Source organism: Mycobacterium sp., from assembly GCF_965229265.1.
Lineage (GTDB): Bacteria > Actinomycetota > Actinomycetes > Mycobacteriales > Mycobacteriaceae > Mycobacterium.
The window spans coordinates 408,099-422,184 of the sequence record NZ_CBDDIY010000012.1 but is presented as its reverse complement, the minus strand read 5'-3'; the positions used below and the strand labels follow the sequence as shown (position 1 = coordinate 422,184).

Genomic DNA, 14,086 nt, shown 5'->3' with positions numbered 1-14,086 from the left:
CCTACCGCCGCTTCCGGCGGCGCAGGAACACGAAGCCGACGAACAGCAGCATCGAACTCGGCGACGGCGACACCAGGGTGTACCCGAGATCTTTGAGAATGCCGATCTCGACCGCGCTCAGCGTCCGCACCCCGAGCCCGGTGTCGGACGAGGCATTCATCATCTTTTGATTGGCGCCGGTGAAGGTGTCGTCGTCTAGGTGCGACATCGAACTGCCGGATTCCCACGGGCTGGGCGTGTAGAGCGGCACGTAGCCGCCGTAGGCGGCGACCGCGTTGGGCCCACCGAAGTACAGCCCGCCGTTGCTTCCGGTCAGATTCGCGTTGTAGGCAGTCTTCCAGGCGAAGTTGTTTCCGATGGCCGGCGTCCCGGTCGAGGTGACGACGAAACTGTCGAACGTCGTCCAGTTCGAACTGGTGTTGTTGCCGGCGCTGTCAACGACCGACAGGAAGCCGAAGGTGTGCAGCAGTTCGTGTGTCGCCGTGGACTGGAAGTCGTACTGGCCGCTGTCCACCGAGTTGCCGTAGGCCCAGGCGTAGCCGAAATTCCAGGTGATCACCCCGTCCGGCGCCGAGCCGTTGGCGTCCTGGCCGGTCAGGATCTTGTTCTGCACGACGGTCGAGTAAAAGCCGGGATCGGAGCTGATCAGGTCGCTGCCGGCCGACGCCAGCGTCGAACCCAGCAACGAGTACTGGCCGGTGACGTCGTACGTGAGGGTGACCGGTTCCGAGACCACGAAGTAGCTCGAGAGATAGATCGCCGTCGCCTGCAGCTGGGCACGCGCCGCGCTGGACCAGAACTGCGATCCTGATCCGTAGATGAAGTTGAACGTGATGCGGGGCGTGCCGCTGGCGTCCTGGGTGACCGAGACGACGGCCTCGGTGCTCGGCGCGCGGAACCAGTTGAGCAGATTGATGTGCGGCCCGGTGTCGGTCGCGGCCACGGTGAAGGCATCGATCCCGGTGAAGCCGGCAGCCGGTGTGTAGGTGTAGTTCCCTGCGGAATCGACGACCACGGTGCCGAAGTGCGGCTGCTGCCCCACGGTGTAGACGATCTGGTCACCTTCGGGGTCGGTGGCGCCGATGGTGCCGGTGATCGGTCCGGTCGTCTGTCCGCTGGTCTGCACCGGCGTGACGGTGGGCGCATCGTTGAACAGGGTGCGGCGCACCAGCAGGACCGCCCCTTCGACGAAGCCCTGGACCGTGCTCACCAGCCCGGTGAACACGTCAGCCACCGAGGCCGCCTGGCTACTGCTCACCGGCACGCGTAGCGCGGTGATCGGGGCGCCCGCTTCGGCCTTTGTCGGTTGGGCCTCGGCGACGGTGTCCACTGGCGCGGTCGGTGTCTGCGGTTGGGCGGCCTGGGCCGCGACCGTGGTCCCGGCCTGGCTCGCGCTAGTTGTCGGATCGGAGGCGTCGGAGGCATCGGGGGCATCGGGGGCATCGGGGGCGGGGTCGCTCGCCTGCGCCTTGGGATGGCCGGTACGAGCCCCGGTGGAGCCGGGCGCGGCACCCGCCCGGACGCGCAGCGCGGTGCCAGACGTCGGGCCGGGCCGGGCCGGGGCGCTCGCCGCGGCCGACGGGGTGCCGGCCGTGGACGCGCTGTCGTGCCCTGGCCTGGTGGTCCGGGCCGACCGCCCGGTCCCGCTGTTCGGCTTCGCCGGGCCGGCCGAGGCCGAGGATGAGTCCTGGTCAGGGCTGTCGGCGCTGGCAATGGCGACAACGGGCCAGGTCAGTGACAGCCCGAGGGCCACGGCCGCCGCGCCGGCCCGCGCACCACGTCGGATGTTCGCCATCAAAGCACCGCCTTCGCGCAATTCGGTGTTCCCCTGGAAGTCGGCGGACTTCAGGCAAACCCCCTGGTCCGGGTGTTCGGCCGGTGAGGCCGTAGTGCACCCGTTTGCTCTCTCAGCGAATCCTAGGGCCAACCGCTCCCAGAAGGAACGGTTACCCGCGAACTCGGAAGGTTTGCTGGCTTGGCCGGGCGCGGGCTGGCCGGCTGGGCGCTGCGTCGACCGGTGCCTCCGTGAACGCGACCGCAGACGGCGTCATTCGACGGAGGCCACCGGATCGCGGGAGGGTGCAGGGGGCTTTTCACGGCTTGATCCGGCCTGTCGGCGACCCGCGCCGTCGCGCGAGGTCGGCACTGGCTGGACGCGGGGCCGATCCAGTGCGGATCTCCTGGATTTCTCTCCAAAGGGCAAGCGCCGCAACAACTTTGGGGAAGCAGCCCGTTTCGCTGATGACGCATCGAGGGTGAGTTGGCTCGCGGCCGAGCCCGCTCGCCGGGGAAACAGCACCATGCTGCTGGTGGCGACGTGCCCTCCGCTGTGGCGGCCAGTCATGGATCCCCGGTGCTCGACCCTTACGGCGGTATGCGCCCCCGAGTGCACCACCGCAACAGTCACCAAAGAACTTATGATTCATCATGACTCGTTCGCCGAGAACCCGCCCGCAGCAGCCGATTCAGCGGCCCATCAGGGGGTCATCGTTGCGGGATCTCGACGTCGGAGAACAGGACGCGCACACCTCCGGTGGACAGCCGCGCCATGGCTTCGAAGAACGCGCCCGCTTCCGGCGTGGTGACTGCGGCGCTGGCGGCGTCGTAGTCGGGGTAGTACAGGTCGATCATCCGGTGCGCGGGTGTCGGGCTGCCATCCTCCTTCGGCCACACCTTCGACGCCTCGAAGCGGATGTAACCGGGGATGCGGCGGGCGGCCGCAAGTTGCTCTGCGCCGTATGCCGCCTCGAATGCCGCGGGATCTGTGGGGTTGTCGTAGATGACGGTGATCTTGGTTTCGGACATCGACTCAGCTCCTTGCACGCGGATAACCCATGTGAGTCCAGACCTTAGTGGCTGAGCGAGATTTCAGAAGGGGCGCTGTCGGTCGTCGGCGCTAGTTTCACCTCGTGGCGACAAGGTGTGTCGGATGCGGAATCGACATCGAGGGCCGTCGGTCCAGGGTCTTCTGTTCGAATGCCTGCCAACAGGTGTATCAACGGAATCTGCTGGTGATCGCCTGGCTCGAGACTGGCGTATGTGGCGGTGCGTCGCACGAAGGCCACTACGTCCGGGATTACCTTTATGCGCAACAAGGCGGACGCTGCGCCATCTGCGGGTTGGCGGCCAATTGGAATGGCGTCACCCTCACGTTGATCGTCGACCACATCGATGGCGACGCAACCAATAACCATCGGACAAATCTGCGGCTCATCTGTCCCAACTGCGACAGCCAGTTGCCGACATTCAAAGCGAGAAATCGCGGTAGCGGGCGCCACTATCGGCGGCAACGGTACGCCGATGGACAGTCCTACTGACTGTGGAGCCCCCTGTCAGGATTGAACTGACGACCTACGCTTTACAAGAGCGTTGCTCTACCACTGAGCTAAGGAGGCGTGGCGGGCCGCGATGGCCCGAACCGCCCATCAGAGTACCGAAGTCATTGCTCGTCGTCGTCGATGACCAACCGGTCGCCGCGCACGCGCTCGGAGTCGACCACGCGTGGCGGGGTGTAGCGCCGCCGGCCCGGCAACGGGATCCGATCAGCGATGTTGCTCAGCGGGTTGACGACCATACTCAGGGTGGTCACCGCCTCGCGGAGGGTCTCGATCGTCGGAGCCAGTGCCTCCAGCCCCGGCGTCAGCCGATTGAGCGTGTCGGCGACATCGGCCAGCTGTTCGAGCGGGCCGTTGCGGGCGGTCATCTTGTCGACCAGGCCGCCCTCGGCGAGGAGTCGGTCGGCCAGCCCGTCCTCGGCCAGCACCCGCTCGACCAGGCCGTCCTCGTCGAGCAGCTGGTCGACCAGCCCGCCCGGGGCCAGTGCCCGTTCCAAGCCGCCGCCCTCGGCGGTGAGCCGGTCGAGCAGCCCGTCGGTCGCGGTCAGCCGGTCGACCAGCCCGCCGGGACGCATCAGCCGGTCCAGTGGGCCGTCGGGCGAAAGCGCACGTCCCAGGGGAGCGTCGTCGTCGAGCAGCTGGGCGATCTTGTTCGCCCGGGCGATCGCGTCCTCCAGGCCGAACATCTGGGCCACCGAGTTCGGCGACGAGCTCATCCCTGCCTCGCCCAGGCTCCGTCTGGTGAGGTCAAGGCCTGCCCTGGCGACATCCAATCCAGCCTCGGCCGCGGCCAGTCCCGCCCGCACCGGTGTGGTCGCGATCCCAAGGAGGGTCTTTGCCAGGTCCATCGCACAAGTGTAGGAGTGGGAATTTCCCAGCCGGCGACATCGGTTAAATCCGAAAAGGGCGAAGTAACTCACAGGAAGCTCACAGGGCCCTTGCAGCGGGAATTCACCAAGGTAAGAGGAAATTGGCAGCATGGCCGCACCTGCAACACCCGAGATCAAACCAGAGGCACGTGTCCTCGTCGTCGATGACGAGACCAACATCGTCGAGCTGTTGTCGGTGAGCTTGAAGTTCCAGGGCTTCGAGGTACACACCGCCTCCAGCGGACCCGCCGCCCTGGACCGGGCTCGAGAGGTGCACCCCGACGCGGTCATCCTCGACGTGATGATGCCCGGCATGGACGGCTTCGGCGTGCTGCGCCGGCTCCGCGCCGACGGCATCGACGCGCCCGCGCTGTTCCTGACCGCCCGCGACAGCCTCCAGGACAAGATCGCCGGGCTCACCCTCGGCGGCGACGACTACGTCACCAAACCCTTCAGCCTCGAAGAGGTCGTCGCCCGGTTGCGTGTCATCCTGCGCCGGGCCGGCAAAGGTGTCGAGGAGCCGCGCAACTCACGGCTGACCTTTGCCGATATCGAACTCGACGAGGACACCCACGAGGTGTGGAAGGCCGGCGAACCGGTTTCGCTGTCGCCGACGGAGTTCACGCTGCTCCGATACTTCGTCATCAACGCCGGGACCGTGCTGAGCAAGCCGAAGATCCTGGACCACGTGTGGCGCTACGACTTCGGCGGTGACGTCAACGTCGTCGAGTCCTAGGTCTCCTACCTGCGGCGCAAGATCGACACCGGGGACAAGCGCCTGCTGCACACCCTGCGCGGCGTGGGCTACGTGCTGCGGGAGCCGCGGTAATCCGGCGCGGTGCGCCGTTGGGCGCCAACAATGGAACGATGACCACCCCGTACCGCAAGCAGCTGCCGCTGAGGGTCGGGCTGGTGGCGGCCATGCTGCTGCTCGTCGGGTGCGGGTTGCTGGCCTCTGGGGTCGCCGTCACCTCGACCCTGCAGCATGACCTCATCGACCGGGCCGACCAGACCCTGCTGGACGCCTCCCGCGGCTGGGCGCAGGCGCCGCGCCGGATGCCGCCCCCCGACGAGGGGCCCAATCCCGCCCGACCGCCGTCGAACTTCTACGTCCGCGGGGTGGACACCGACGGCCATCTGTGGATGGCCGTCAACGACCGCGACGCCGAACCCGCGCTGCCCGACGACAACGACGTCGGTGCCGTGCCGGTGACGATCGGCTCGCTGAACGGATCGCCGGTCCAGTGGCGCGCGGTGTCGGTGCGCGGCCCCAGCGGCGAACTGACCACGGTGGCCATCGACCTGTCCGACATCCAGTCCACCGTGCGCAGCCTGGCCTGGTCGCAGGTCGCCATCGGCACCGCGGTGCTGGTGATCCTCGGTGTCCTGGGCTACTGGGTGGTGCACCGCAGCCTGCGACCCCTGGTCGAGGTCGAGAAGACCGCCGCCGCGATCGCTGCCGGGCAGCTGGATCGCCGTGTGCCCGAACGTGATCCGCGCACCGAAGTCGGCCGGCTGTCGCTGGCGCTCAACGGGATGCTTGCCCAGATCCAAAGCGCGATGGCATCGTCGGTGGCCTCGGCCGAGCAGGCCCGCACCTCCGAGGAACGGATGCGCCGGTTCATCACCGACGCCAGCCACGAGCTGCGCACCCCGCTGACGACGATCCGCGGGTTCGCCGAGCTGTACCGGCAGGGTGCCGCCCGCGACGTGGAGATGCTGATGTCGCGTATCGAGAGCGAGTCGCGGCGGATGGGCCTGCTGGTCGATGATCTGCTGCTGCTGGCCCGCCTGGATGCCCAGCGCCCGCTGGAACAACGCCGGGTCGACCTGCTGGCGCTGGCCACCGACGCCGTGCACGACGCCCAGTCGATCGCCCCGAAACGCACGATCACCATGCAAGTTTTCGACGGACCGGGCACCCCCGAGGTGCTCGGCGACGAGGCTCGGTTGCGCCAGGTGCTGGGCAACCTGATGGCCAACGCGCTGCAGCACACCCCGGAGACGGCGCGGATTACCGTCCGGGTCGGCACCGGCGGTGACGACGCCGTTCTGGAGGTCGCCGACGAAGGTCCGGGCATGACGCAGGAGGACGCGCAGCGGGTGTTCGAGCGGTTCTACCGCACCGATTCCTCGCGCGCCCGGTCCAGCGGCGGCACCGGCCTTGGCCTGTCGATCGTCGACTCACTGGTGTATGCCCACGGCGGACGGGTAACCGTGCAGACCGCGCCGGGGCAGGGCTGTTGTTTCCGGGTCAGCCTGCCGCGGATTGCCGACGTGCCGGCGCCGATCGGCTGAGGGGCTAACCGAGTCCGGCCAGAGCGGCTTTGATCTTGGCCTGCGCCTGGTCAAGCGACTCCGGCGACGGGCTGCGGTCGACGTGGGCGAAACCGAAGTCGGTCAGGTTGTAGGCGGGGAACACGTGCACGTGCAGGTGCGGAACCTCGAGCCCGGCGATGATGAGACCTGAGCGGTCGGCGCCGAACGCCGCGCACACCGCCTTGCCGATCCGCTGCGATACGGCCATCACGGTGTTGAACAGGGCCGGCTCGACGTCCTGCCAGTTGTCGACTTCGGCGCGGGGCACCACCAGGGTGTGGCCCGGCGTCATCGGCTCGATGGTCAGGAACGCGACCACATCGTCGTCTTCATAGACGAATCGTCCCGGCAGTTCGCGGTTGATGATCTTGGTGAACACGGAGGCCATGGCGCCAAGCATATGAGCAGGCGCCTCGGGCCCAAACGGCTGCGCCTCCCGAAGCTGGCTCACAGCAGGCTGTCAGACCTGGCCCAGGGTGGCGGCAGCTTGAGGCGCGAGCATCATCACCATGACCGACACCCTGCCGGCCGAGCAGAGCACTGCTGCGACCGGCGCGGGGTGCCACTACGTCCTCGACATCGTCATCCCCGTGTACAACGAGGAGCACGACCTGCCCGCTGGTGTGCGCAGGCTGCATCAGTTCCTCGTCGACGAGGTTCCCTACCGCGCGCGAATCGTGGTGGCGGACAACGCAAGCACCGATGCCACCCTGGCAGTGGCCCGCCGCCTTACCGAGGAATTGGACGACGTGGACGTGCTGCACCTCGACGCCAAGGGTCGCGGGGGAGCGCTCGCCGCGGCGTGGCAGGCCTCGACCGCCGACGTCGTGGCCTACATGGACGTCGACCTGTCGACCGATCTGTCGGCGTTGATGCCGCTGGTGGCACCGCTGGTGTCCGGACATTCCGATATCGCCATCGGATCGCGTCTGAGCGCCTCGTCGCGGGTGGTGCGTGGCATCAAACGCGAAATGGTCTCCCGCGGTTACAACCTGCTGCTCCGCGGGTTCCTGGGCGCCCGGTTCTCCGACGCCCAGTGCGGTTTCAAGGCCCTGCGTTCCGAGGTTGCGCGCCGGCTGCTCCCGCTGGTGGCCGACACCGGCTGGTTCTTCGACACCGAACTGCTGGTCCTCGGCGAACGCGCGGGTCTGCGCATCCACGAGGTGCCGGTCGATTGGGTCGACGACCCCGACTCCAGGGTCGACATCCTTGCCACCGCGGTCGAGGATCTCAAAGGCTGCTGGCGGGTCGGCCGTGCGCTGACCTCCGGGGCGCTGCCGCTGCGCGACCTGCAGGCGGCACTCGGGCGGGAGCCGCTGGTACCCGGCGTCCCCCGCGGCATGGTCGGCCAGCTCGTGCGATTCGGGCTGATCGGCATCGCAAGCACCATCGCCTTTGCGCTGCTCTATCTTTGGCTGCACCCCGCGCTCGGTGCCCAGGCCGCCAACTTGACGGCGCTGCTGGTGACGGCGCTGGCCAACACCGCCGCCAACCGGGCCTTCACCTTTGGTATCCGTGGGCGTGCCGGCGCCGCCCGCCACCACGTCCACGGGTTGGCGGTGTTCGCCTTCGGGCTGGTCATCACCAGCGGATCGCTGTACTTGCTGCACCGATTCGACCCGACAGTAGGCAAAGTGGCTGAACTCTCGGTTTTGGTGGTGGCCAACCTGGTTGCCACCCTCGTGCGCTTCGTGGCACTGCGCCGGGTGTTCGGCGCGTCGACCCGGTAGCCCGATGACGATCACCGCGGACCGGCCCAGGGCCGGCGATCTCGAGGCCGGGCCGCGGCGCGCGCGACTGACCGCCCACCGCTGGGCCCTGCTGGTGCTGCTCGGTGCGACGGCGACACTCTACCTGCTGGACCTGGACCGGTCGGGCTGGGCGAATGCGTTCTATTCGGCTGCCGCTCAAGCCGGTTCGCAGTCCTGGACGGCATTCCTGTTCGGCTCCTCTGATGCGGCCAACTCGATCACCGTGGACAAACCGCCGGTGTCACTGTGGTTGCCGGCCCTGGCCGTGCGGGTGTTCGGGCTCAATGCGTGGAGCATCCTGGTGCCCCAGGCGCTCATCGGCGTGGCGTCGGTCGCGCTGGTGTGGGACACCGTGCGCCGGCGCTTCGGCGAGACGGCCGGACTGCTTGCCGGCACGGCATTGGCATTGACCCCGGTGGCGGTGGCCATCTTCCGCTACAACAACCCCGACGCGCTGCTGGTGCTGGTGATGGTCGCCGCGGTGTGGGCCCTGCTGCGGGCGGTCGACGACGGGCGGCCGCGGTGGATGCTGCTGTGCGGGGGACTGCTGGGCCTGGGCTACCTGACCAAGCAGCTGGAGGTCGCGCTGGTGATGCCGGCACTGGCGCTTACCTACCTCGTGAGCGGCTCCCGGTCACTGGCGGCCCGGGTGGTACAGCTGGTGCTGGGCCTGGGCGCGGCGGTGCTCGCTGCGGGCTGGTGGGTGTTGCTGGTCGAGCTGTGGCCGGTCGAGCGCAGGCCGTGGATCGGCGGCACTCAGACCAACTCGGTCCTCGAGCTCACGTTGCGCTACAACGGCATCGGGCGGCTCAACGGTGTCGAGCCCGGCAGCACCGGTTCACCCGGGTTCATCTCGCCGGTCCACCCGGGCGGGCGCACCTCGGTACACCCGTGGGGCCAGCCTGGCCTGGGCCGGTTGTTCGCGCCGGAGCAGATCGGCGGTATCGGCTGGCTGCTGCCGGCGGCCCTGCTCTTCGCGGTGGTCCTGCTGATCTGGCGGGCCAGGGCGCCGCGCCGCGATCAGCAACGCGCCGCGGTGCTGGTGTGGGCGCTGTGGCTGGTCACCACCGGGCTGGTGTTCAGCTTCATGGCGGGCATCTTTCATCCCTACTACACCGTGGCCCTGGCACCCCCGATCGCCGCACTCACCGGTGCCGGTATCGCCGTGTGCTGGCAGGAGCGTGAAAAGCTCTGGGCCAGAGCGGTATTAGCGACTGCTGTCGCGCTGACCGCGGTGACGTCCCTCGCGGTGCTGCGCCACATCCGGGACTACCATCCGTGGCTGCCGTGGGCGGTGGCCGCAGGCGCCGTCGTCCTGCTGATGTGGCTGGGGCTGCGAGCCAGGGACGGCGGCCGCGCGCGCGTCGTGTGCGCGGCCGCGGCGCTGGTCGTCCTCGGCGGCCCGGCGGCCTTCAGCGTCACGACGGTGCTACGGGGAAACTCCGGCGCGCTGCCCATCGCCGGGCCGATGCCGCGCATCGCCACGGCGATGACCAAGGGCGTCGGGACCGTCCAGCGCGCCGAGATCAGCGTGGCACACGGACCGGGGTTCCTGTTGCCGGCCGGGGCCCCCGGCGGCAGCATGCACCTGGTGGGCTGCACGCTGCTGGACTCGGGGGTGCCCGACCAAGCTCTGGTCCGCCTGCTCGACGCCGATGCCGACCGGTACACCTGGGTGGCGGCCACCGTCGGCTCGGTGTGCGCGGCGGGCTATCAGCTGGCCAGCGGCCACCCGGTGATGGCGGTCGGCGGCTTCAACGGCACCGATCCCTCACCCAAGCCCGACGCGTTCCTGCGCCTGGCCCTGTCCAAGCGGATCCACTATTTCATCGTCACCAACCCGATCCACGAGGACAGGTGGGGGCACCTGGACACCAATGCGCTGATCCAACAGTGGGTTCAGCGCAACTTCACACCCATGCGGGTCGGCCGGACGTTGATCTACGACCTGAGCAGCTGACTCACGCCAGCATCGCGGCGATCTCCTCGACCGACCAGGGCGGTGAATCGTGGTGGTCGCGGTACCCGATCAGCGCTGGTGCGGGGCGATCGAAGCGGCCGACGAAACCGCCTGCTGCGATGAGGATCTGGCCGCTGATGTGGGCGGCGAGATCGCTGACCAGGTAGGCGTACAGCGGGGCGACATACTCCGGCGGCGCCGCGTCCAGCGCGCCCTGGGCGCTGACCTCGTCGAGCATGCCGCGGGCGCGCAGCGCCGCGATGTGGTCCTCGTAGTCGGTTCCGGTCGACAGCCTGGTCCGCGCGCCCGGACACACCACGTTCGCCCGCACCCCGTGCTCGGCCAGCTCGGCAGCGATGGCCATGGTCAGTGCGTTGACCGCACCCTTGCCGGCCGGGTACCCGGTCCCACCGTAGTCACCGAGGAAGGCAAAGGAACTGGTGTTGACGATCGCGCCACGGCCGCGCGCCACCATGACAGGTGCCGCGGCACGGCAGGTGGCGAACACCGTGCCCAGATGGACGTCGATGAGATCCCGGAACTGATCGGTAGTGACCGTCAGGATCGACGAGCCGGGCGGCTCGGCGGTACCGGCGCAGTTGACCAGGGCATCGATGGAACCGAACTCCTTCTCGCACAGCGTGATCAGGTCGCGGGCGACGTTCTCGTCGGCGGCCGAGCCGGCGTGGGCGATGGCCCGCCCACCGGCCTCGGCGATGGCGGCCACCGTTGCCTCGACGGCGTCGGCGTCGCGGCCGTTGACCACGACACCGGCGCCCTGGTTGGCCAGCAACGCCGACACGGCTGCGCCGATACCGCGCGACCCGCCGACGACGACGGTGCCGAAGCCCGCTAGCGGCCCGTCACTCACCGCTGGAGGGAGCCTGGCCGAACTGCATCCCGTCCATGTTCCAGTAGCCGCGCATGTTGGTGATCAGGCCGGCGTCGTCGACGCGGTAGGTGAAGACGCCGCGCACCGTGCTGGTCAGGCCACCCTCGAACTGGCTGCGCAGCACCAGAATATGGGCCACCTCGTTGGGGGAGCTAGAGGGAAAGGTCTCCTCGCAGGTGACCCGCAGGTTGTTGACCGCGATGTTGGTGTCGTAGAACGCGGCAACGGCCTCCTTGCCGCGCACGCCCTCCCCGTCGGGGTTGGTGATCGCCTGCCCGATCGGATCCTCGATGACGACGTCGGGCGCCATCAATGCCAGCCAGCCCTCCCGGTCGTGCGTCATCACGCATTTCCAGGACGATTGCGAGGCGGCCAGGGCCGGTGTCTGGTCGGTGGCAGTGGACATGGTTGTTCTCCTTCGTTTTTCAGATACTGCAGGCGGCGCGGGCACCGTCTTCGGTGGCCTTGCGGATGAGTCCGAGCTCGGTGCAGTCGCCGACGGCCGCGTCGGTGCCCAGGTGCAATCCGCCCGGGGTCTCGGGGTGAAGGTGATCGATACCGCTGGCGCCCACCGTGATCAGACCGACGCCGCCCTTGGCGCGGGCGGCGAAGTAGTCGCGGGTGCGTTGCGAGGGCAGACCGTCGGGTGTCCCGTACATGGTCTCCATCGGAGACATCACGAGCCTGTTGCGCAGCGTCGTCGACCCGATCCGGTCGGGGCGCAACAGATGGGGAAACCCGCTCATGGCTGCGGGGTCATGAATTCCGGGCCGTGCCCGCGCCAAGGGCAAGGCGGGCACGGCCCGGAAGGTCCGTGAGGTCCGTTAAGGACACGAGTGGGTCAGCGGTCCTCGTCGGTGTAGCGGATGACGCCGCGGATGTTGCGGCCCTCCAGCATGTCCTGGTAGCCCTCGTTGATCTGCTCGAGGCGGTACTGCCGGGTGACCATGTCGTCGAGGTTGAGGCGGCCGGCCTTGTACATCGACAGCAGCTGGGGGATGTCGTAGTGCGGGTTGCCGCCGCCGAAGATGGTCCCCTGCAGGCGCTTCTGCATCAGGGTGAGCATCGCCAGGTTCAGCTTCACGTCATTGTTGGCCATGTTCGCAACGGCGGTGGCCACCACGGTCCCGCCCTTGGCGGTGATGTTCATGTAGTGGTCGATGTCCTCGCCCTTGAGCTCGCCCACGGTGACGATGGTCTTGTGTGCCATCCGGCCCTGGGTGACCTCGGCGACACCGGCCATCGCGCTGAAGATGTCGGGGTAGGCGTGCGTGGCGCCGAACTTGAGGGCGTTGTCGCGCTTGAACTCGACCGGGTCGACGGCGAAAATGTTGCGCGCTCCGGCGTTCAGGGCCCCCTGGAGGGCGCCGGTGCCCACGCCGCCGACGCCGACGATCACCACGTCGTCACCGGGGCGGATGTCACCGCTGCGGACAGCCGACCCGTAGCCGGTGGTCACGCCGCAGCCCACGAGGCAAGCCACCTCGAACGGGATGGAGGGATCGATCTTCACCACCGAGCTCTTGTGCACCACCATGTAGGGGCTGAAGGTGCCCAGCAGGGTCATCGGGATGACCGGCTGGCCGTTCTTGACCGCGTGGATGCGGTACGTGCCGTCGGAGACGGCGGTGCCGGCCAGCAGGCCCGCACCCAGGTCGCAGAGATTGCGCAGGCCTTCCTGGCAGGCCGGACACTCGCCACATGACGGGATGAACGACAGGACCACGTGATCGCCCGGGGCCAGGTGCTCGACACCGGGGCCGACCTCGGTGACGATGCCGGCACCCTCATGGCCGCCGAGTACCGGGAATCCAGCCATCGGGATATCGCCGGTCACCAGGTGGTGGTCGGAGTGGCACATGCCCGACGCTTCCATCTGGATCTTGACTTCGTCTTTGACGGGGTCGCCGATCTCGATCTCCTCGATCGACCACGGCTTGTTGAACTCCCAAATGAGAGCGCCTTTTGTCTTCACTGCGAACCTCCACTCGCAAAACGCCGCGGTCGTCCCCGGCGGCCGGCCAGGCCGGATGGTCAATCAGGGCCAAAATTAGAACGTGTTCCTGTCCTGCTGACCATTATGACCTCCGTCACCTTCACGGTCACTCCCGGGGCAGGTTTCTTGACGCCTGTCGAGTTTCTACCAGATCGGGACCGGCGCCTCACCGAGCGGGTAGTAGCCGGGAAGGCTCTCGCCAGCGACGCTGCGCTCGATGCGCTTCTGCATGGTCGGGGTCAGGTCACCCGAGGAGATGAGTTTGACGAACGCCTTCTGCACGTGGCCGAAGTCGAAGAAGTCGCGCTGCCACTCGATCAGCAGTTGATCGTTCAACCGGAACCAGCTGCCGCCGATGCCGTAGATCTCGTCGCGGGTCCCGTCGGACTTGTTTGCGACCTGCTTCCAGAAGCCGACGATCTCGTTCTGCTTCTCGTCGACGAGCACTTTCTGGTATTCGTACACCCAGTTCTCCAGGCCCTCCATCTCCAAACCGAGGGCGACGTCGCGGATCTCGTCTTTTCCGACGCACATGACGTCTTCCTTGGGCCCGATGTTCCAGCCGTAGGTCGCGTCCTCGGTGTAGAACTCCGCCAAGGGTTTCCAGTCGCCGGCCTTCTCACAGTCCTTGTTGGTCTGTAACCAGCGCTGGACCCAGTCGTCCAATTCTTCGCGTGACGCCATTGTCATTCTTCCTTCTCTGGGTTCGGATACTCGTTTCTCACCTGAGCTCGTACCTCACTCAGGCTTTGTCAACTTCGGTGATCGACAGTGCGCGGGTGGGACACATTTCGACGGCCCGCTCGATATCGGCCCGGACTTCGTCGGGCGGTTCGGCGTCGAGGATCTCCACCGCGCCGCGCTTGGGCACCCGGAAGTAGTCGGGGGCCTCCAGCTCACACATGGCGTGGCCCTGGCACAGATCCGCATCGAGCTCAATACGGTAACTACCCATCACCGACTC

General features: G+C 67.7%; 14 protein-coding genes, 1 tRNA gene and 1 pseudogene. 5 read left to right on the top strand and 11 right to left on the bottom strand.

Annotated elements, in window-relative coordinates; genetic code table 11:
- Position 1 precedes the first annotated feature (1 nt).
- Positions 2–1,795 (bottom strand): Ig-like domain-containing protein, encoded by a 1,794-nt coding sequence (locus ADBZ9K_RS19720; RefSeq protein WP_526623418.1) that lies wholly within the window; start codon positions 1,793–1,795, stop codon positions 2–4.
- A 689-nt stretch (positions 1,796–2,484) separates the two neighbouring features.
- Complete coding sequence (locus tag ADBZ9K_RS19715; RefSeq protein WP_526623416.1) at positions 2,485–2,805, bottom strand: EthD family reductase; 321 nt, start codon at positions 2,803–2,805, stop codon at positions 2,485–2,487.
- Between the two features lie 104 nt (positions 2,806–2,909).
- Here ADBZ9K_RS19715 and ADBZ9K_RS19710 point away from each other — a divergent pair, with 104 nt between their 5' ends.
- A complete protein-coding gene (locus tag ADBZ9K_RS19710; protein ID WP_526623414.1) occupies positions 2,910–3,317 on the top strand; it encodes an HNH endonuclease signature motif containing protein in 408 nt (135 codons plus the stop codon).
- A 3-nt stretch (positions 3,318–3,320) separates the two neighbouring features.
- On the opposite strand, the gene ADBZ9K_RS19705 is transcribed toward ADBZ9K_RS19710, so the two are convergent.
- Positions 3,321–3,395, bottom strand: a tRNA-Thr gene (locus ADBZ9K_RS19705).
- A 44-nt stretch (positions 3,396–3,439) separates the two neighbouring features.
- Entirely contained in the window at positions 3,440–4,183 is a 744-nt protein-coding gene (locus tag ADBZ9K_RS19700; RefSeq protein ID WP_526623412.1) for a hypothetical protein, read from the bottom strand.
- A gap of 130 nt (positions 4,184–4,313) precedes the next feature.
- On the opposite strand from ADBZ9K_RS19700, the pseudogene ADBZ9K_RS19695 reads away from it, so the two are divergent.
- Positions 4,314–5,033, top strand: a pseudogene (locus ADBZ9K_RS19695) (response regulator transcription factor).
- 38 nt (positions 5,034–5,071) lie between these two features.
- Positions 5,072–6,502, top strand: coding sequence for a sensor histidine kinase (locus tag ADBZ9K_RS19690; RefSeq protein WP_526623410.1), 1,431 nt, complete (start codon positions 5,072–5,074; stop codon positions 6,500–6,502).
- Between the two features lie 4 nt (positions 6,503–6,506).
- Here ADBZ9K_RS19690 and ADBZ9K_RS19685 read toward each other — a convergent pair whose 3' ends face one another.
- Entirely contained in the window at positions 6,507–6,911 is a 405-nt protein-coding gene (locus ADBZ9K_RS19685; protein WP_526623408.1) for an HIT family protein, read from the bottom strand.
- Between the two features lie 121 nt (positions 6,912–7,032).
- Between ADBZ9K_RS19685 and ADBZ9K_RS19680 the strand changes: the two genes are divergently transcribed.
- Positions 7,033–8,253, top strand: coding sequence for a bifunctional glycosyltransferase family 2/GtrA family protein (locus ADBZ9K_RS19680; RefSeq protein WP_526623407.1), 1,221 nt, complete (start codon positions 7,033–7,035; stop codon positions 8,251–8,253).
- Positions 8,254–8,257: 4 nt separating this feature from the next.
- Entirely contained in the window at positions 8,258–10,234 is a 1,977-nt protein-coding gene (locus ADBZ9K_RS19675) for an ArnT family glycosyltransferase (protein ID WP_526623405.1), read from the top strand.
- 1 nt (position 10,235) lies between these two features.
- Here ADBZ9K_RS19675 and ADBZ9K_RS19670 read toward each other — a convergent pair whose 3' ends face one another.
- The 6 genes from ADBZ9K_RS19670 to fdx form a co-directional block, all read right to left on the bottom strand.
- Positions 10,236–11,105: an SDR family NAD(P)-dependent oxidoreductase gene (locus ADBZ9K_RS19670; protein WP_526623403.1), complete on the bottom strand. Its 870-nt coding sequence runs from the start codon at positions 11,103–11,105 to the stop codon at positions 10,236–10,238.
- The gene (locus ADBZ9K_RS19665) at positions 11,098–11,532 is read right to left on the bottom strand and encodes a nuclear transport factor 2 family protein (RefSeq protein ID WP_526623401.1); all 435 of its coding nucleotides are present in this window, start codon (positions 11,530–11,532) and stop codon (positions 11,098–11,100) included. The genes ADBZ9K_RS19670 and ADBZ9K_RS19665 overlap by 8 nt, the downstream gene beginning before the upstream one ends.
- 19 nt (positions 11,533–11,551) lie before the next feature.
- Entirely contained in the window at positions 11,552–11,872 is a 321-nt protein-coding gene (locus tag ADBZ9K_RS19660; protein WP_526623400.1) for an oxidoreductase, read from the bottom strand.
- A gap of 95 nt (positions 11,873–11,967) precedes the next feature.
- On the bottom strand, positions 11,968–13,101 hold the full coding sequence (locus tag ADBZ9K_RS19655) for an NDMA-dependent alcohol dehydrogenase (RefSeq protein ID WP_526623398.1): 1,134 nt from the start codon (positions 13,099–13,101) through the stop codon (positions 11,968–11,970).
- Positions 13,102–13,266: 165 nt separating this feature from the next.
- On the bottom strand, positions 13,267–13,806 hold the full coding sequence (locus ADBZ9K_RS19650) for a nuclear transport factor 2 family protein (RefSeq protein WP_526623397.1): 540 nt from the start codon (positions 13,804–13,806) through the stop codon (positions 13,267–13,269).
- Between the two features lie 58 nt (positions 13,807–13,864).
- Positions 13,865–14,077: a ferredoxin Fdx gene (gene fdx, locus ADBZ9K_RS19645; protein ID WP_526623395.1), complete on the bottom strand. Its 213-nt coding sequence runs from the start codon at positions 14,075–14,077 to the stop codon at positions 13,865–13,867.
- Positions 14,078–14,086: the final 9 nt, after the last annotated feature.